Consider the following 18,490-nt stretch of genomic DNA (forward strand, 5'->3'; position numbering starts at 1 on the left):
TACCCAGTGAGCTGGGCGACCTGTCCGTGGCAGGCCGGCCGGCACGGAGGCCGGGGGGCGGACGTTCGCGCCGCGTTGGGTCTACGGTGAGGGGGTGCACGACGAGCCCATCGACCCGTTCAACGGCGACCCGGCCGATCCGACCGCGGGTCTGGACGACCCGGGCGATGACCCGACGCCGGATCCGCTGACCGACGTCGAGCGGCAGGATGTGCTGGAAGACCTCGCCGACCTGGAGATCTACCAGGCTCTACTGGCCCCCATCGGGGTCCGCGGGCTGGTGATCGAATGCGAGGACTGTCGGGAGCCGCACTACTTCGACTGGGACCTGCTCCGCGGCAACCTGCGCCACCTGCTCAACTCCGGTCGGCCCCGGGTGCACGAGCCCGCGTACGACCCCGACCCGGACCACTATGTGACCTGGGACTACGCCCGGGGGTACGCCGACGGCGTGCACGACACCCTGTCCGAGGGCACCGAAGACGAACCGGGCGCCCCGACCGCCGCCAAGTGACACCGGCCGCGCCGCGCGGCCTCGCGGTGGGTGGCTCGCCGCCGTACCCCAGTGGGTCTTGCCGTGCTGCCGCGCCGCGCGTACGTCAGGCGACCAGGCCGGCCCGGAACCCCGCCGCCACCGCGTGTGCCCGGTCCCGGGCGCCAAGCTTGCGGAACAGCCGGCGGGCGTGCGTCTTGACGGTGTCCTCCGAGACGAACAGCTCCCGGCCGATCTCCGCGTTGCTCTTGCCCTCGGCCATGCCGAGTAGCACCTGAAGCTCACGCTCAGTGAGGCCGATCGACGCCCGACTGGGTCGGGTGTTCGGGGCGGGACGGCCCGGGTCCGACTGCGCCGCCGGCTCGCCGGTGCCCGCCTCCGCCTCGTCGTCACCGCGCTGCACCGGCACCGACGCCAGACCGGCCGGCCCGTCAGCGGTCGAGGCCGCCCAGCCGGGTTCACCAGAGCCACGCGGCGACGGCCCGGAACGACCGGAGCCACCCACCGCCGCGGCATCGCGGGCCGGATCGGTGATCCGCTGCCGGGAGGCTCGGCCGGGCGCGGTCAGCAGCAGGAGAGCCTTCGCCACCGCGCTGGTCAGGTCATGGTCGACGTTCTGGATCAACCCCCGGGCACCAGCGCTGATGGTGGCCGCCGCCGCCTCGGACTCCTCGGTGCCGAGCAGCAGCACCGCCGCCTGCGGCGCACGCGCCAACACCCGGCGGACGAAGCCGGCGCTGTCCGGCCGGGTGAGGGCCGTGTCGGCCAGCACCACGTCGGCCGGTCGCTCGGCCAGCCGCAGCATCACCTCGGGATCAGAGACGGCGGTACGAACGATCGCGGACAACCCCAGCCGCGCGGCAGCAGAAGTAAGGTGCTGGGCCGCGAGTGGTGTCCGAACGCACACAAGAACGGTACGCACTGTGGTCTCCTCTCCGCCAACGAGCAGACCATGACGCGGTCGGCTGGGGAGGGGGTTCCCGGCAATCCTTCGAACTTTTCCGACAGATGGGGCAAAAGCCGCAATTTCCCGGACGTTTTCGATCACAGACGTGTGAGTTGGCAACAGTGCGGGTACCGGGAGATCCAGGCCGGGAACGGTGCGCCTGCGCGGCCCGCCGCCCGGACGCCGGCCATAAGGATTCTCGCGGAGCCGCGCGGGAGGAGGGGTGCTGATGTCGAACGTACGTAGACTGCCCGGACCCATCGTCGATCTCTGGGACTGGCAGCGACTCGGTGCCTGCCGAGGACGCGACAGCGCCCAGTTCTTCCACCCTGACGGCGAGCGTGGGTCGTCCCGGTTGCGCCGCGAATCCGCCGCCAAGTCAGTCTGCCGCGCCTGCCCGGTACGCGCCGAGTGCGCAGCCCACGCACTGTCCGTACGCGAACCGTACGGCGTGTGGGGCGGCTTCAGCGAGTCGGAACGCCTGCGACTGCTCGCCGTCGGCTGGGAGGACCTGGCAGACCGCCGCCACGCCCGAGTCGACGTCGCCCGGCTGGAGGCCCGCCTGGGCCGGCCGCACAAGTCCACCGTCCCGGCCCAACGCAACGTCGCCTGACCTTCACCAGCCCCGGCCACCGCTGTACGCGCCGTTCGACTGCACGCGCCGTTCGACTGCACGCGCCGTTCGACTGCACGCGCCGTTCGACTGCACGCGCCGTTCGACGCGGAAGTCCTGATCGGCCGGGCGGACCCACATCCGCGAAACCGCGCCCCCACCTGGAGGCGCGGTTTCGCGCGTTCCATGCCAGCCGACGCAGGGCACCGCGCGCGGAGGTCCGCTCGGGTCGCCTGGTGGGCGGTTTGCCACATTTATCGCGAGTCCGACACGTCGAGCTGTGATCAAACTTCTTGATCGACTCGGGTTTCATGAAGTCGGGGTGTCCCGGCGTCCCGGATCCCCCGGTTTCCATGAACCCGAGTGGATCACCCAAGTGAGGGCCGATGTGACGCCGTCGGCCTGACGTGGTGTGGGTGGTTTGTCCGGTGGCGGGTGGTTGTGGGGTGTGGTCGGGTGCACCCGTGGGCCGGAATCGTGGCGGGCCCGGGGTCGTTACACACCCTGACGCTCGCAGCACCACCGCCGCCCCTCACGAGTGCGGGACGCCGGTCCCGGCTGGTTGGAATGCCAGCCTCCGCCCGGTCGTTGAAGTCCCCACGACCAACCGCACCGCCTCGACGAGGGTGCCCGGCAGGTGGTCCAACCCCCGGGAATGACCCCGGCCGCCCGGTCGTTGCAGTCCCCACGACCAACCGCACCCCGATGAGGGTGCCGGCGGGTGGGCCGCCCCGGGAATGACCTCGGCCGCCCGGTCGTTGCAGTCCCCACGACCGACCGCACCGCCTCGATGAGGGTGCCTGGCAGGTGGGCCAACCTCCGGGAATGACCCCCGCCGGCTGGTCGTTACACAGGGACCCGGCGCCACGAGCCCTCCGCCCGTGAGGTCGCCGACCCCTGACGCCCAGCGGGGCGTCACCCCCCAAGACTTTCCCTCTTGTTTGTGCAGCGCCGGACGAGGTGCTCACACCCCTGCCGCCGCCCCCCCTTGGTGGTTCGGGTGTTCCTACCCCCGAAGGAGCTACCCCTCATGAACACGATCATCCGTAAGAGCGTGCTGTCCGTTGCTGGTCTCGCGTTCGCCGGTGGTGTCTTCGCCGGCCCGATTGCCGCCCACGCCGCCACCCCGACCGTGGACGCCAAGCCGGTCGCTATGGCCGTGCAGTCGGCACCGAAGCCGCAGGGCGACCAGTCCCACATCGCCCTCAACGACGAGCAGACCGCCAACGTGAAGGCGATCATCGCCGCCACGAAGAAGGCCGGTATGCCCGAGCGGGCCGCGGTCATCTCCATCGCGACGAGCCTGCAGGAGTCGAAGCTGGAGAACCTGGGTCACCTGGGTGACATGAACGACCACGACTCGCTGGGCCTGTTCCAGCAGCGCCCGTCCAGTGGTTGGGGCACCCCGGAGCAGATCACCAACCCTGAGTACGCCACCACCGCGTTCCTCAAGGGCCTCAAGCAGGTCGACGGGTGGCAGGACATGCCCCTGACCCAGGCCGCGCAGACCGTACAGGTCTCGGCCTACCCGGACGCCTACGCCCAGTGGGAGCAGCAGGCCACCGACCTCGTCACCCAGCACTGGAACAGCTGACCCACAACACCACCGCACCACCCGCACGATGGCACCACCGCACGACAGCAGCACAGCAGGACACCGACCGCTGGCCGGCACCCGCAACCCGGGGTGCCGGCCAGCGGCACTTCCGCGTCCGGCGCCGCCGGCACGCGTCGCGGTCACGCGTCGCGGTCACGCGTCGCGGTCACGCGTCGCGGTCACGCGTCGCGGTCACGCGTCGCGGTCACGCGTCGCGGTCACGCGTCGCGGTCACGCGTCGCGGTCACGCGTCGCGGTCACGCGTCGCGGTCACGCGGTCCGAGGCGCAATGCCCGATGTCTTGCCCGGGCAGCGGTGCCCGATCCCCGCGGGCGCGGGGCGGGCGGTTTGGGCGGTGGCTATCTGTAGATCTTGGACACTTTCCGTTCTGGCGGCAGAACGGAAAGTGTCCAAGATCTACGTTCATGAGCTGATTACCGCCGCTCAGTCAGTTGGTTCGTCGACTCGACGGACAGTCGCACTGACCCACGGACCACCCCGCCGACACAGCCGACCGAACCCACAGACCACGTGCAGACGCCGCCTACCGGCCCCGCGGACCACGGCGCAGACGCCGCCTAACGACCCGATGAGCGGGGCGCGACCGCCGGCCGCCGAAAACCCGGGCGCGACGCTGCGGCAGGCTCAGCGGACGGTGACGGTGACCGTGTGCCAGCCGGTGGCGCCGTCCGGGGCGACGTCCTGCGTACGCTCGGTTTGGGTTGCACCGGTCGCGTCCGTCGCTCGGACCTGGAGCTGGTGCTCGCCCGGCGTGGCGTCCCAGCGCCAGGACCATTGCACCCAGGTGTCCACGGAGACGGTCGGGGCCAGCACGGCTTCCTGCCACTGGCCGTCGTCGACGCGTACCTCGACTTGGCTGATGCCCCGGTGCTGCGCCCAGGCTACGCCGGCGACGGTCACCGGCCCGGCGGTCAGTCGGTTGCGCCTGCGGGGGGTGTCGATCCTCGACTGGGTTTTGATCGGCCCTTGGGCGGACCAGCCGCGCGGCACCCAGTACGCGTCGAAGTCAGCGAACCGGGTCAACTCCAGCTCGGTCACCCATTTGCAGGCCGACACGTAGCCGTAGAGGCCCGGCACCACCATCCGGACCGGGAAGCCGTGCTCGACGGGCAGCGGCTCACCGTTCATCCCGACGGCCAGCAGGGCGTCTCGTCCGTCGCGCAGCACGGCGGTGGGGGTGCCGCAGGTCCAGCCGTCGACCGACCGACCAACGACCTGGTCGGCGTCGTCGTCGGGTTCCACCTCGTCGAGCAGTTCACGCAGGGGTACGCCGAGCCAGCGGGCATTGCCGATCAGGTCCCCGCCCACCTCGTTGGAGACGCAGGCCAGTGTGACGTACCGCTCGACCAGCGGTCGGGCCAGCAGGTCGGCGTAGCTGTAGGTGCGCTCCTGACCAACCCGCCCGTGGATCCGCAGCCGCCAGGTGTCCGGGTCGACCTGCGGCACCACCAGCGCGGTGTCGATCCGGTAGAACCCGAAGTTCGGGGTGACGTACGGCGCGAGCTGGGTCAGCGCGAGGTTCGCGCCGGCCGGCACGGCTGGCGCGGGGGCGACCGGCGCGGGCAGGCGGATCGCGTCCCGGGCTGCGGACACGCCGCGCCGACCCGCCAGCCAGCGCCCGCCGAGACCGGCCACCACGGCCGTGCCGAGCAGGGCCCCGCTCCCGGTGAGGAACCGCCGCCGCGACTCCGGGTCCACGCCCGCAGGCCCGACCGGCTCGACCGCCCCTGCCGGCCTGGCAGGGGCAACCGGCACCGGCCCAGCGGGAGACACCGGCACCGGCCCGGCGGGCGAAGCCGGCCCAGCGGACGATGCTGACACCGCAGCGCCGGACGAAACCGGTCCGCCAGACGACGCCGGAGCGATGTTCGGCGTGGGTGGTGACCAGGACCAGGGGTTCAGCTCGAACGGTCCGGCGATGAACAGCCAGAGCACCAGTGCGCCGAGGCTCGCGCCGACCAGGGATGGCAGCGCGTCGGCGAGGTCCGCGCCGGAACGGGTCACCGCGGCGGCCACACCGATGGCGCCGAACACGGCAATGCCGGCCAGGCCGAGTGCCAGCCGGCGAATTGCGAGTACGCCGAGGAGCGCGGCGAAGCCTCCGAGCAGTACGGCCGTGCCGACCAGCAGCGCGATCTTGTCGGCGGTGCCGAAGATGTCGATGGCGAGTTGCTTCAGCGACTCGGGGACGGCGTCGACGACGACCCCGCCGACCGCGACCAGGGGCGCCGACCGGGGGCCGGTCAACACCGCGACCGGTTCGGCGATCCCGATCGCGACGGCGGCGGCGGTGATTCCGGCCAACGCGCCGTACCGCCGTGACGTGGTGCTCATCGGCCCAGTGTGCGCGATCATCTTGCCCGGCCGCCAACAACGTCAGCGTTCGGTAAGACCTCAGTGCGGACCCGCGGAGAACGACAAGGGGCACACCGCCGTACGACGGTGTGCCCCTTGGTGTCGCTACCGGATCAGAAGCCCGGGCCGTGCTGGTGACCGTGGCCGTGGCCGTGCCCGCCGGCGGCGGCCGGCTCGGCCTGCTCCGGCTTGTCCACCACGAGGCTCTCCGTGGTGAGCAGCAGACCGGCGATCGAGGCGGCGTTGGTGACCGCGTTGCGGGTCACCTTCACCGGGTCGATGATGCCGGACTTGACCAGGTCGACGTACTCGCCCTTGGCGGCGTCGAGGCCGTTGCCCCAGTCGAGGTCGGCGACCTTCTGCGTCACGACGTAGCCGTCGTGGCCGGCGTTCTGGGCGATCCAGCGCAGCGGCTCGACGAGCGCCTTGCGCACGACCGAGACGCCGACCTTCTCGTCACCGGTGAAGCCCAGGTCGTCGTCGAGCACCGAGAGGATCTGCACCAGGGCGGCGCCGCCGCCGGGCACGGTGCCCTCCTCGACCGCGGCCTTGGTCGCCGCGATGGCGTCCTCGATGCGGTGCTTGCGCTCCTTCATCTCGACCTCGGTGGCGGCGCCGGCCTTGATGACGGCGATGCCACCGGAGAGCTTCGCCAGCCGCTCGGCCAGCTTCTCCCGGTCCCACTCGGAGTCGGAGGCCTCGATCTCCTTGCGGATCTGGGCCACCCGGTCGGCGACTTCGGCCTTCTGGCCACCGCCGTCGACGATCGTGGTGTTCTCCTTGTCGACCACGACGCGCCGGGCGGTGCCGAGCACCTCCAGGCCGACCTGGTCGAGCTTGTAGCCCAGCTCCGAGGCGACCAGCTCGGCGCCCGTGGAGATCGCGATGTCCTGGAGCATCGCCTTGCGCCGGTCACCGAAGCCCGGAGCCTTGACCGCGCAGACCTTGAGGGTCTTGCGCAGCGAGTTGACCACCAGGGTGGAGAGCGCCTGGCCGTCCACGTCCTCGGCGATGATCAGCAGGGGCTTGCTGTTCTGCAGGACCTTCTCCAGCAGCGGCAGCAGCTCCTCGATCGCCGAGATCTTCTGGGTGGTGACCAGGACGTACGCGTCCTCAAGGACGGACTCCTGGCTCTCCAGGTCGGTGACGAAGTTCGGCGAGATGAAGCCCTTGTCGAACTGGAGACCCTCGGTCACGTCCAGTTCGGTGGTGAGCATCGAGCCTTCCTCGACGGTGATGACACCGTCGCGGCCGACCCGCTCCATCGCCTCGGCGATCAGATCGCCGATCGTGGAGTCCTGCGCGGAGATCGTCGCCACGTTGGCGATCGACTCCTTGCTGGTGACCTCGGCGGCCCGGCCGAGCAGCGCCTCGGAGACCTTGACGGCCGCCGCGTCGATGCCCCGCTTGAGGCCGGCCGGGTTGGTCCCGGCGGTGACGTTGCGCAGGCCCTCGCGCACCATCGCCTGGGCCAGCACGGTCGCGGTGGTGGTCCCGTCGCCGGCGACGTCGTTGGTCTTGGTCGCCACCTCCTTGACCAGCTGCGCGCCAAGGTTCTCGTACGGGTTGGTGAGCTCGATCTCCTTGGCGATGGTCACACCATCGTTGGTGATCGTCGGCGCACCGAATTTCTTGTCCAGGACGACGTTGCGCCCGCGCGGGCCGAGGGTGACCTTGACCGCGTCCGCGAGGGTGTTGACACCGTGCTCCAGCAGGTGTCGGGCGTCGTCCGAGAAGCTCAGGATCTTCGCCATCAATGTCCCTTCGAAGCGCCATTGCCCCGGCCCGGCGAGCCGGACCGGGGCAATGGAACTGATCGGTTGCTTACTTCTCGATGACCGCGAGGACGTCGCGGGCGGAGAGCACCAGGTACTCCTCGCCGGCGTACTTGACCTCGGTGCCGCCGTACTTCGAGTAAAGGACGGTGTCGCCGACCTTCACGTCAACCGGAACCCGGTTGCCGTTGTCGTCGACGCGCCCCGGGCCCACAGCGAGGACGGTGCCCTCCTGCGGCTTCTCCTTGGCGGTGTCGGGGATCACGATGCCCGACGCCGTGGTGGTCTCAGCCTCGTTCGCCTGGACCACGATGCGGTCCTCGAGCGGCTTGATCGCAACCTTGGTCGCGGTAGTCACGGGCATACCCTCCTGGGGTACTGGTTTCGTTGCTGACCAGCGGGGCTGACCAGCGTCAATCTGCCTCATGCCACCGGGCGGTGCCGTCGTCGCGGGTGCCGGTCCGCCTGGCGTGCGCACCCGGGTCGTGAGACCCGGAAGCTGGCACCCTCAGGGTGAGAGTGCTAATCGCAGGTTATTCCGTGGCTAGCACTCCGTCAAGGAGAGTGCCAGCGCGTCGCGCCCCGCCAGGCAGGATTTTGGGCTCGACCGGGACAATGGCCAGGTGGATCTCGAACAGCTGGCGGCGCTGCGTACCCCTGAGGGGTCGGCCGCGCTCACGGCGGCGGCCGGGCTGGCCGGCGGTGATCCACTGGCCGCGGCGTCGGCGTTGCGCGCGGCCGGGGTGCCGCCGTCGCTGGCCGCGGCGGCCCTCACCCAGGCCGAGCTGCGCCACCGGGCGGTGGGCAAGTTCGGTCCGGCCGCCGCCGGGATGTTCCTCACCCGCCCCGGCCTGGAGCAGGCCACCCGCCGGGTGGTCGCCGACCGGCGGGCCGCCAGGTTGTCCGCGGCCGGAGTGCGCACCCTGGCCGACCTCGGGTGCGGGCTCGGGGCCGACGCGCTGGCCGCCGCCCGCGCCGGCATCCGGGTGTACGGGGTGGAGGCCGACCCGGTGACCGCCGCGATGGCCGCCGCCAACGCCGAGGCGGCCGGCTTGGCCGAGCTGTTCACGGTGGAGTGCGGCGACGCGACCAGGTTCGACGTGTCCCGGGTCGACGGGGTCTTCTGCGACCCGGCCCGTCGCACGACCGGCACCGGGCGGCGGATCTTCGACCCGCGCGCCTACTCGCCACCGTGGGACTTCGTCACCGGGTTGGCCGAGCGGGTGCCGCACACCGTGGTGAAGGTGGCCCCCGGCCTGGATCACGCGCTCATCCCGGCCGGCGCGGAAGCGGAGTGGGTCGGCGTGGACGGCGACCTGGTCGAGGCGGCGCTCTGGTGCGGCGCGCTGGCGGAGGTGCCCCGCCGGGCCAGCGTGTTCCGCACCGGGATCCACCAGCTCACCGGCTCGGGTGCCGCCGAGGCGCCGGTCGGGCCGCCGCGCCGCTACCTGTACGACCCGGACCCGGCGGTGGTCCGCGCGCACCTCGTCGCCGAACTGGCCACCGATTTGGACGCCACCCTGGGCGATCCGAGCATCGCCTACCTCTACGCCGACCATCCGATCCGTACCCCGTTCGCGCGCTGTCTGGAGATCACCGACGTGCTGCCGTTCTCGCTCAAGCGCCTGCGGGCGTTGCTGCGCGAGCGCGGCGTGGGCCGGGTGGAGATCCTCAAGCGGGGTTCGGCGCTCACCCCGGAGCAGCTCCGGCGGGACCTGCGGCTGGCCGGGGACGCGGCGGCGAGCCTCGTGCTCACCCGGGTCGACGGCGCACCGACGGTGCTGATCGGCCAGCCGGTCGAGTAACGCGTCGGCCGGCCCGTCGGGTAACGCGTCCCGGCCAGCCGGTCGACTAGCCTCGTCGCTGTGGCGGGACAGGGCACGCCGGCGACGGCACTGTTGGTTAAGCGCGGGATCGCGCATCGCACCCATCCGTACCGGGTGGCGCCGGACGCCCCGAACTACGGCGCGTTGGTGGCGGTGGCGCTCGGCGTGGCGCCGGAGCGTGTGTTCAAGTCGCTGGTGACCGAGGTCGACGGCGCACTCACCGTGGCGGTCGTTCCGGTCACCGGTGAGTTGGATCTGAAGGCGCTCGCGGCAGCGGTTGGCGGCAAGCGGGCGGCGCTGGCCGACCGGGCGGTCGCCGAGCGGGCCACCGGCTACGTGCGCGGGGGGATCAGTCCGCTCGGGCAGCGCCGGCGGCTGCCCACGGTGCTGGACGAATCCGCGCTGGATCTCCCGACGATCTACGTCTCGGCTGGTCGGCGCGGTCTGCAACTCGAACTGGCCGCGGCGGATCTGGTGGCGTTGACCGACGCCCGCACCGCGCCGTTGCAGACCCACTGACGACCTTCGTTACGTCGATTGCTCCGTGGGATACCCGCGGAGTAACAGTCGCGTTGCTGAATTGTTATCGCCCCCAACAAACTTGGCACCTGCGCGGTCTTGTGGAGCCGGTGTGACGCGAAATACGTTGCCGGACGCAACAAAACAACACCTCCCCCACCTCCGAAAGGACCCTGCACATGCGTAAGGGGCTCCTCACCATCGCCGCCGTGGGTCTGCTCACGACCGGTGGCTTGACCGCTTGCAGCGAAGACTCCGACCCTGGTTCGACCGGCTCCGCCAAGACCCCCAAGATCGGCGTGATCCTCCCGGACAGCAAGTCATCCGTCCGCTGGGAGACCGCGGACCGTCGATTCCTGGAGGAGGCGTTCAAGGCCGCCGGCGTCCAGGCCGACATCCAGAACGCCCAGAACGACAAGACCGCCTTCCAGACCATCGCCGACCAGATGATCACCGGCGGCGTCACCGTTCTGATGATCGTCAACCTGGACTCCGGCACCGGCAAGGCCGTGCTCGACAAGGCCAAGTCGCAGGGCGTCGCCACCATCGACTACGACCGGCTCACCCTCGGCGGCTCCGCCCAGTACTACGTCAGCTTCGACAACGAGACCGTCGGCAAGCTCCAGGGCGAGGGCCTGTCGAAGTGCCTCACCGAGAAGGGCGCCAAGAACCCCGTCGTGGCGTACCTGAACGGCTCCCCCACCGACAACAACGCCACCCTGTTCAAGGCCGGCTACGACTCGGTGCTCAAGCCGAAGTTCGACTCCAAGGAGTACGTCAAGGGCCCCGAGGACGCGGTGCCGGCGTGGGACAACGCGCAGGCCGCGACGATCTTCGAGCAGCAGCTCACCAAGGCCAACGGCAAGATCGACGGCGTGCTGGCCGCCAACGACGGTCTCGGCAACGCGGCCATCTCGATCCTGAAGAAGAACAAGCTCAACGGCAAGGTGCCGGTGACCGGGCAGGACGCCAGCACCGAGGGCCTGCAGAACATCCTCGCCGGCGACCAGTGCATGACCGTCTACAAGGCGGTCCGGGAAGAGGCCAAGGCCGCCTCCGACCTGGCCATCGCGCTCGCCAAGGGCGAGAAGAAGGAAACCGGCCAGACGGTCAAGGACGGCGACCGCGACGTCCCTGCGGTGCTGCTCACCCCGAAGGCCATCTACAAGGAGAACGTCAAGGACGTCATCGCCGACGGCTACGTGACCAAGGAAGAGGTCTGCGCGGGGGCGTACGCCAAGCTCTGCGCCGACGCCGGCATCAGCTGACCGACGCCGCAGTACCCGCCGGGACGACAACCGCCGCCCGGCACGGGAGCACCTCTCCCGTGCCGGGCGGCGCCCGCCGGACGGGCCCCGACACTCCCTTAAGAAGGAGACCCCCGTGTCCGCGACCCCCCTGCTGGAACTCCGCGGGATCGACAAGAGCTTCGGTCCCGTCCAGGTGCTCCGCGACGTCGCCCTGACCGTCCACCCAGGCGAAGTGACCGCACTGGTCGGTGACAACGGCGCCGGCAAGTCGACCCTGGTGAAGTGCATCAGTGGCATCCACCCCACCGATGCCGGCGAGTTCCTGTTCAACGGTGAACCGGTGCACATCGGCAGCCCCCGCGACGCCGCCGCGCTCGGCATCGAGGTCGTCTACCAGGACCTCGCGCTCTGCGACAACCTGGACATCGTGCAGAACATGTTCCTCGGCCGGGAGAAGCGCAGCGGCGTCGTCCTCGACGAGCCGACCATGGAACAACTGGCCGCCGAAACCCTGGCAGGGCTGTCCATCCGCACCGTCACCTCGCTGCGCCAACACGTGTCCAGCCTCTCCGGTGGTCAGCGCCAGACCGTGGCCATCGCCAAGGCGGTGCTGTGGAACAGCAAACTGGTCATCCTGGACGAGCCGACCGCGGCACTCGGTGTGGCACAGACCGCCCAGGTGCTCGAACTGGTCCGCCGTCTCGCCGACAACGGCCTGGCCGTGGTGCTCATCTCGCACAACATGAACGACGTCTTCGCCGTCTCCGACCGGATCGCCGCGCTGTACCTCGGCCAGATGGTCGCCCAGGTGAAGACCACCGACATCACCCACGCGCAGGTGGTCGAGCTGATCACCGCCGGGCGCTCGGGCGGGCTCGGCATCGCCGCCGACCCGGGCAGCAACGGCGACGGCCCGCAGCCGGCCGACTCGATCTCAGGAGGCGCCCGATGACCACCACCGCCGTGCGGAAGGACGGTCCCGCGGCCGTCACACCGGCACCGACCGTCGGGGGCCACGTCCGCAACTACCTGAGTCGGGTACGCGGTGGCGACGTCGGGGCGTTGCCGGCCGTACTCGGCCTGATCGTGCTCTGCACCGTCTTCGCGATCATGCGGCCGTCGTCGTTCCTCTCCGCCGGCAACTTCGCCAACCTCTTCACCCAGGGCGCGGCGGTCACGCTGATCGCGATGGGCCTGGTCTTCGTGCTGCTCCTCGGCGAGATCGACCTCTCCGCCGGCTTCGCCAGCGGCGTCTGCGCGGCGGTACTGGCCAATGTGGTCACCGTCCTCGGCTACCCCTGGTGGGTCGCCGTGCTCGCCGCGGTCGCCACCGGTGTGGTCATCGGCACCGCGCTCGGCATGCTCGTCGCGAAGATCGGCATTCCGTCCTTCGTGGTCACCCTCGCCGGTTTCCTCGCCTTCCAGGGCGTCGTGCTGCTGCTGGTCAAGGAAGGCACCAACATCTCCGTACGCGACGAGGTGCTGGTCGCCATCGCCAACCGCAACCTCGCCCCCACGCTGGGCTGGGCGCTGACCGCCGTCGCGGTCGTCGGTTACGCGGCGGTGCAGTTGCTGCGTCACCGAAACCGGGTGGCCCGCGGCCTCATCACCGACCCGATCGCGGTGGTGGCGCTGCGGATCGGCGGGCTCGCCGTCATCCTCGGCACGGCGGTGTACGTGCTCAACCTGGAGCGCAGCCGCAACGTCCTGATCACGTCGCTCAAGGGTGTGCCGATCGTGGTCCCCATCATCGCGGTGCTGCTGGTCATCGGGACCTTCGTGCTCCAACGCACCAGCTACGGCCGGCACATCTACGCCGTGGGCGGCAACCGGGAAGCGGCCCGCCGGGCCGGCATCGAGGTCGACCGGATCCGCATCTCGGTCTTCATGATCTGCTCGTCGATGGCCGCCATCGGTGGCATCGTGGCGGCCAGCCGGGCCAACTCGGTCGACCCGAACACCGGGGGCAGTAACGTACTGCTCTACGCGGTCGGCGCAGCGGTGATCGGCGGCACCAGCCTCTTCGGTGGCAAGGGTCGCGTCCTCGACGCCGTGCTCGGCGGCGCGGTGGTCGCGGTCATCGAAAACGGAATGGGCCTGATGGGGTACAGCGCGGGAGTCAAGTACGTGGTCACCGGCGTCGTGCTGCTGCTGGCCGCCAGCGTCGACGCGCTCTCCCGCCGCCGCGCGGCAGCCACCGGCACCCGCTGACCGCGCGGGAGGTAGCACCAGCATGCGCCCAGGACCGAGCCAGGATGACGTCCGACGGCAGAACCTCGGGGCCCTGCTGCGGCACGTGCACGTCCACGGGGCGACCACGCGTGCCGAACTGACCACCACGCTCGGGCTCAACCGCAGCACCATCGGCGCGCTCACCGCCGACCTGTCCGCAGTGGGGCTGGTCAGTGAGGGGGCACCGAAGGAGACCGGCCGGGCCGGACGACCGTCACTTGTCGTCCGGCCCGAGTCGGCCCGGGTCTACGCGTACGCGTACTCCATTGAGGTCGACCGGCTGCGCGCCGCACGCGTCGGGCTGGGCGGCGCGGTCCTGGACCGCCGGGATCTGGACCGGCCACGCGGCCTGCTGGCCGCGGAGGCCGCGCCGCTGCTGGCCGGCGCGGTCAAGGAGATGCAGCAGTTGGTGCCGCCGGACGCGATCTGCGTCGGTGCCGGCGTCGCGGTCTGCGGCATGGTCCGCCGGGACGACGGCCTGGTCCGACTCGGCCCCGCCACCGGTTGGGTGGACGAGCCGATCGGCGCGGCCCTCGCCGACGAGTTGGGCATCGACGTGCCCATCACCGTGGGCAACGTGGCCGACGTCGCCGCGTTCGCCGAACACGCACGGGGTGTGGCGGCGGGTTGCGACAACGTTCTCTACCTGTACGGCGACGTCGGCGTGGGTGCCGGCATCATCGCCGGAGGGCGTCGGCTGACCGGGCACGGCGGGTACGGCGGCGAAGTTGGCCACATGAAGGTGGTCCGCGACGGCAGGCCCTGCGAGTGCGGCGCACGGGGCTGCTGGGAGACCGAGATCGGTGAGCACGGCCTCCTGCGCGCCGCCGGACGCTCCGACGCCCGGGGCCGCGACGCGCTGCTGGAGGTCTTCGACGCCGCCGACCGGGGAGATGCACGGGCCCAGACGGCGGTCCGACAGGCCGGCGACTGGCTCGGCTTCGGGGTGGCCAACCTGGTGAACGTCTTCAACCCCGAGATGGTCATCTTCGGTGGCACCATGCGTGACCTCTACCTGGCGGCGGCGGCCCAGATCCGCAGCCGACTCAACTCCAACGCACTCGGTGCCTGCCTGGAACACGTCCGGTTGCGTACCCCGAAACTGGGTGCGGACGCGCCGCTGATCGGTGCCGCCGAGCTGGCCTTTGAACGGCTCCTCGCCGACCCCCTCGACGTGGGCTGACCCGCGTACGCTGTCCGGCGTGGATGTCGAGCTGCGCGCCTCCGACGACGACCGCAACCGGGTGGTCGCCGTGCTGCATCAGCACACCGCGGCGGGCCGGCTGACGCTGGACGAGTTCTCCGAACGGGCGGGGGCGGTGTGGACGGCCCGCACCCTCGGTGACCTGGCCGCGCTGACCCGCGACCTCCCCGCCCTGCCGGCCCCGGTCGTCGACGCCGGCCCGGTCGCGCGCGGGCGTCAGGAGTTGCTGATGGTGTTCGCCGCCGCGGCGCTCACCCTGCTGCTGCTCGGCGGCCTGCTCGCCGTCACCCGCTGATCCGGGTCGCGCTGCGATGAACTGATCACGCGATCAGTCCGTACCAGTGGGCGGACGGGCAACCGGCAGGTTACGGCTGCCCGGTCCAGACGCGTTCCGGTCCGGACCGAGGAGGCACCACAGACATGGCACCGCTCAGCTCCGCCCATCGCCGACTGGGCACCCGGACCCACCGAGCGGCGTTGCTGCTCATCGCGATCATCGCGGGGGTCGGTGTCCTGCCCGGAGTGGCCGTCGCCGCGCCCGCCGGCGGTCAACAGCTCAACGCCGCCGACATGACACTGCTCAACGGGGTACGGCTGGCCGGACTGTGGGAGATGCCAGCCGGCCAGATGGCCGCCGAGAAGGGACAGTCGGCGAAGGTCCGGGAGATCGGCGCCGGCATCGCGACCGAGCACCAGAAGCTCGACGAACTCGTCGTGGAGGCGGCCAACAAACTCGGCGCGACCATCCCCTCCGAGCCGACGGCCGAGCAGAAGGGCTGGCTGGCCGAGATGCAGAAGGCGTCCGGCGCCCGCTTCGACCAGATCTTCGTCACCCGGCTCCGGGTCGCCCACGGCAAGATCTTCCCGGTGATCGGGGCGGTACGGGCCAGCACCCGGGACGCCACCGTCCGCAAGCTCTGCGAGGACGCCAACGGATTCGTCCAGCACCACATGCAGATGCTGGAGAGCACCGGCCTGGTCCGCTGGCCGGAGTTGCCGCCGGCCGCGCTGCCCGCCCCGGGTGAGGACGGGCTGCTGGCCGCCGCCTCCGCAAACACCGGCCCGCAGGTCGGGGTCAGCAGCACCGTCGTCTGGCTGGTCTTCCTCGCCGCGCTGGGCACGGGCGGGATCGCCACGTACCGGATGTTGCGCCGCAGCTGACGGTCAGCGGCGGCAGTGGTTGGCGGCTCGCGTCACCGGTCGACCTGGGTGAAGTCCCAGGAGTGCGGGGCGCGGGCCACCAACAGGGCGGGCGGGTCCGGCAGGGGGCGCGGGTTGCTGCGCCACTTGGAGATGACCACCACACGGTGGTCGGTGGAGGAGAAGACCTCACTGGAGACGTGGAGCGGGTCATGCTCCAACTCGGGCAGGGCGGTGTCGCACACCCAGGTGATCAGGTCGGCGACCCCGTACGCCTCGGCCCGCGCCTCCCACATCCGCACGATCATGTCCGCCCCCGTCACACACTGACCGTGGTCAACGGCAGCGCCGAGTCGGCTGGCAGGTCCAGCCGGCTCGGAGCGACCCCGGCGGCGACCAGGTGCGAACCGAGCGCGGCCACCATCGCCCCGTTGTCGGTGCACAGTTTCGGCCGGGGTACCCGGACCCGGATGCCGTACTTCTCGGCCCGCTGCTCGGCCAGCGCCCGCAACCGCGAGTTCGCCGCCACTCCCCCGCCGATGACCAGGGTCTCGATGCCCTGCGCGCGGCAGGCGGCGAGCGCCTTGCTGGTCAGGACGTCACAGACCGCCTCCTGGAAGGACGCGGCCACGTCCGCCACCGGCACCGGCTCGCCGGCACGCTGACGGGCCTCGACCCACCGGGCCACCGCGGTCTTCAGCCCGGAGAAGGAGAAGTCGTACCGGTGCGCGGCGAGATCCTTCGCGGCGGTCAGGCCGCGGGGGAAGCCGATCGCGGTGGCATCGCCGGCCCGGGCTTCGCGGTCGATGGGCGGACCGCCCGGGAACGGCAACCCGAGCAGCCGGGCGACCTTGTCGAAGGCTTCCCCGGCCGCGTCGTCGATGGTGGCGCCCAGCGGGGTGACACCGCGGGCCAGGTCGTCGACGAGCAGGAGGGACGAGTGGCCGCCGGAGACCAGCAGGGCGATGGCGGGTTCGGGCAGTGGGCCGTGTTCGAGGGTGTCCACCGCGACGTGGGCGGCGAGGTGGTTGACGCCGTAGACGGGTTTCTCGGCGGCGAGCGCGTACCCCTTCGCGGCGGCGACGCCGACCAGCAGCGCACCGGCCAGCCCAGGCCCGGAGGTGACCGCGATCGCGTCGATGTCGGCCAGCGTGACGCCGGCCTCGGTCAGGGCCCGGTCCATGGTCGGCACGATGGCCTCCAGGTGCGCCCGGCTGGCCACCTCCGGCACCACACCCCCGAACCGGGCGTGCTCCTCGACGCTGGAGGCGAGCGCGTCGGCCAGCAGGGTGTGCCCCCGCACGATGCCGACGCCGGTCTCGTCGCAGGAGGTCTCGATACCCAGGATCAGTGGTTCGTCAGCCATGGTCGTGTGGTCCGTCCCCGGTCGGCTCGGTGTCGCGCCGCATGACCAGCGCGTCGGTGTTGCTCGGTTGGTAGTAGCCGCGCCGTACCCCGATCGGTTCGAACCCGTACGTCGCGTAGAGCCGCTGGGCGGCGGCGTTGTCCACGGCCACCTCCAGCAGGGTGCTTCGGGCGCCGCGCCGGTCCCCCTCGGCGAGCAGTTCCTCCAGCAGGGCGCGGCCCACGCCGCGCCGCTGGGCGTCCCGGCGGACCGCGATGTTCTGCACCCAGACCTCGTCCGGCGGCACACCGGCGAGCCCGGCGTAGCCGAGCACCGAACCGTCCGCGTCGACGGCGACCCGGTAGTGGTGCCCGTTGGCGAGTTCGCTCCAGAACATGGCCGGCGACCACTGCTCGGCGCCGAACAGGTCCGCCTCGATCGGCAGCACGTCGACGATGTGCCACCAGCGGAACGGTTCGAGCCGTACCGCTGTCACGGCAGGACCGGTTTGCGGCCGGTCGCCGCCACCGCGTCGGGGCGGCGCAGGTAGAGCGGGGTGAGCCGCTCACCGGACGCGCCCGCCCGGATCCGCTCGGCGGCGAGCAGGGCCAGCACGGTCGCGTCCGGATAGCGCGGCTCGACCCGGACGGGGAGGTCCAGGACCTCGGCGTACCGGTGCGCACCGTCGCCGACCGCGATCGCCGCGCCCAGTTCGCGGGCGCGCGCGGCGGCCACCGCCGGCGCGGACACCTCGGGCCCGACGATCCGCTCGCCGGCACCGTCGTAGACGGCCCAGTAGAGCTCCTTGCGCCGGGCATCGCTGGCAGCCAACACCGGCGCGCCGGACGCAGCCGGGTAGCCGATGGCGTCGAGCGAGCAGACGCCGTAGGTGGGGATGCCGAGCACCTGACCCATGGTCGCGGCCGTGACCAGGCCGACCCGCAGCCCGGTGAACGGCCCCGGGCCGAGCCCGGCGACGATGGCGGTCAGGTCACGCGGGCGCGCGTCAGCGTCGGCGAGGACCGCATCCACCTGGGGCGCGAGCAACTCACCGTGCGCGCGGGCATCGACCGTGCACCGCTGGGCCCGCGACGCCACGCCGTCTGCCGAGACGTCCATCAGCGCCGCGGTGACCGCAGGGGTCGAGCTGTCCACCACGAGTACGAGCACGGTA

The 18,490-nt window shown here is 71.3% G+C and carries 19 protein-coding genes; 11 read left to right on the forward strand and 8 right to left on the reverse strand.

Annotated features, from left to right (window positions below; all coding sequences use genetic code 11):
- Window positions 1-94 precede the first annotated feature (94 nt).
- Window positions 95-514 carry a DUF5319 domain-containing protein gene (locus EV382_RS21430; RefSeq protein WP_130404579.1) on the forward strand — a complete coding sequence of 140 codons (420 nt, stop codon included), beginning with the start codon at window positions 95-97 and terminating at the stop codon, window positions 512-514.
- Window positions 515-599: 85 nt separating this feature from the next.
- Here EV382_RS21430 and EV382_RS21435 read toward each other — a convergent pair whose 3' ends face one another.
- Complete coding sequence (locus tag EV382_RS21435; protein WP_130404581.1) at window positions 600-1,415, reverse strand: helix-turn-helix transcriptional regulator; 816 nt, start codon at window positions 1,413-1,415, stop codon at window positions 600-602.
- Between the two features lie 253 nt (window positions 1,416-1,668).
- Here EV382_RS21435 and EV382_RS21440 point away from each other — a divergent pair, with 253 nt between their 5' ends.
- On the forward strand, window positions 1,669-2,052 hold the full coding sequence (locus tag EV382_RS21440; protein ID WP_091406539.1) for a WhiB family transcriptional regulator: 384 nt from the start codon (window positions 1,669-1,671) through the stop codon (window positions 2,050-2,052).
- A gap of 1,030 nt (window positions 2,053-3,082) precedes the next feature.
- A complete protein-coding gene (locus EV382_RS21445) occupies window positions 3,083-3,646 on the forward strand; it encodes a hypothetical protein (protein WP_130404583.1) in 564 nt (187 codons plus the stop codon).
- Between the two features lie 648 nt (window positions 3,647-4,294).
- On the opposite strand, the gene EV382_RS21450 is transcribed toward EV382_RS21445, so the two are convergent.
- From EV382_RS21450 to groES, 3 genes are all read right to left on the reverse strand, one after another.
- Window positions 4,295-6,004 carry a molybdopterin-dependent oxidoreductase gene (locus EV382_RS21450; RefSeq protein WP_130404585.1) on the reverse strand — a complete coding sequence of 570 codons (1,710 nt, stop codon included), beginning with the start codon at window positions 6,002-6,004 and terminating at the stop codon, window positions 4,295-4,297.
- 134 nt (window positions 6,005-6,138) lie between these two features.
- Entirely contained in the window at window positions 6,139-7,779 is a 1,641-nt protein-coding gene (groL, locus tag EV382_RS21455; RefSeq protein ID WP_130404587.1) for a chaperonin GroEL, read from the reverse strand.
- Between the two features lie 70 nt (window positions 7,780-7,849).
- Window positions 7,850-8,164: a co-chaperone GroES gene (gene groES / locus EV382_RS21460; protein ID WP_130404589.1), complete on the reverse strand. Its 315-nt coding sequence runs from the start codon at window positions 8,162-8,164 to the stop codon at window positions 7,850-7,852.
- Window positions 8,165-8,423: 259 nt separating this feature from the next.
- Here groES and EV382_RS21465 point away from each other — a divergent pair, with 259 nt between their 5' ends.
- The 8 genes from EV382_RS21465 to EV382_RS21500 all read left to right on the forward strand — a co-directional run bounded on the left by EV382_RS21465 (window position 8,424) and on the right by EV382_RS21500 (window position 15,992).
- Window positions 8,424-9,605 carry a THUMP-like domain-containing protein gene (locus EV382_RS21465; RefSeq protein WP_130404591.1) on the forward strand — a complete coding sequence of 394 codons (1,182 nt, stop codon included), beginning with the start codon at window positions 8,424-8,426 and terminating at the stop codon, window positions 9,603-9,605.
- Window positions 9,606-9,665: 60 nt separating this feature from the next.
- Entirely contained in the window at window positions 9,666-10,145 is a 480-nt protein-coding gene (gene ybaK, locus EV382_RS21470) for a Cys-tRNA(Pro) deacylase (RefSeq protein WP_130404593.1), read from the forward strand.
- 179 nt (window positions 10,146-10,324) lie between these two features.
- Entirely contained in the window at window positions 10,325-11,413 is a 1,089-nt protein-coding gene (locus EV382_RS21475) for a sugar ABC transporter substrate-binding protein (RefSeq protein ID WP_130404595.1), read from the forward strand.
- 115 nt (window positions 11,414-11,528) lie between these two features.
- Entirely contained in the window at window positions 11,529-12,347 is an 819-nt protein-coding gene (locus EV382_RS21480; RefSeq protein WP_130404597.1) for an ATP-binding cassette domain-containing protein, read from the forward strand.
- Complete coding sequence (locus EV382_RS21485) at window positions 12,344-13,606, forward strand: sugar ABC transporter permease (RefSeq protein ID WP_130404599.1); 1,263 nt, start codon at window positions 12,344-12,346, stop codon at window positions 13,604-13,606. Before EV382_RS21480 ends, EV382_RS21485 begins: the two co-directional genes overlap by 4 nt.
- Window positions 13,607-13,628: 22 nt before the next feature.
- Complete coding sequence (locus tag EV382_RS21490; protein ID WP_130404602.1) at window positions 13,629-14,810, forward strand: ROK family protein; 1,182 nt, start codon at window positions 13,629-13,631, stop codon at window positions 14,808-14,810.
- Between the two features lie 19 nt (window positions 14,811-14,829).
- The gene (locus EV382_RS21495; RefSeq protein WP_130404604.1) at window positions 14,830-15,126 is read left to right on the forward strand and encodes a DUF1707 SHOCT-like domain-containing protein; all 297 of its coding nucleotides are present in this window, start codon (window positions 14,830-14,832) and stop codon (window positions 15,124-15,126) included.
- Window positions 15,127-15,251: 125 nt separating this feature from the next.
- Window positions 15,252-15,992 (forward strand): DUF4142 domain-containing protein, encoded by a 741-nt coding sequence (locus EV382_RS21500; RefSeq protein ID WP_130404606.1) that lies wholly within the window; start codon window positions 15,252-15,254, stop codon window positions 15,990-15,992.
- 32 nt (window positions 15,993-16,024) lie between these two features.
- Here the strand turns inward: EV382_RS21500 and EV382_RS21505 are convergent, their stop codons facing one another.
- From EV382_RS21505 to tsaB, 4 genes are read right to left on the reverse strand one after another with little or no spacing between them, the layout of a single operon-like run.
- Entirely contained in the window at window positions 16,025-16,279 is a 255-nt protein-coding gene (locus tag EV382_RS21505; protein ID WP_053660576.1) for a hypothetical protein, read from the reverse strand.
- 11 nt (window positions 16,280-16,290) lie between these two features.
- The gene (gene tsaD / locus EV382_RS21510) at window positions 16,291-17,337 is read right to left on the reverse strand and encodes a tRNA (adenosine(37)-N6)-threonylcarbamoyltransferase complex transferase subunit TsaD (protein WP_130404608.1); all 1,047 of its coding nucleotides are present in this window, start codon (window positions 17,335-17,337) and stop codon (window positions 16,291-16,293) included.
- Window positions 17,330-17,812, reverse strand: coding sequence for a ribosomal protein S18-alanine N-acetyltransferase (gene rimI, locus EV382_RS21515; protein WP_130404610.1), 483 nt, complete (start codon window positions 17,810-17,812; stop codon window positions 17,330-17,332). The genes tsaD and rimI overlap by 8 nt, the downstream gene beginning before the upstream one ends.
- On the reverse strand, window positions 17,809-18,486 hold the full coding sequence (gene tsaB, locus EV382_RS21520; protein ID WP_130404612.1) for a tRNA (adenosine(37)-N6)-threonylcarbamoyltransferase complex dimerization subunit type 1 TsaB: 678 nt from the start codon (window positions 18,484-18,486) through the stop codon (window positions 17,809-17,811). Before tsaB ends, rimI begins: the two co-directional genes overlap by 4 nt.
- Window positions 18,487-18,490: the final 4 nt, after the last annotated feature.

Origin of the sequence: Micromonospora violae, assembly GCF_004217135.1 — a bacterium.
Taxonomy (GTDB): Bacteria; Actinomycetota; Actinomycetes; order Mycobacteriales; family Micromonosporaceae; genus Micromonospora; species Micromonospora violae.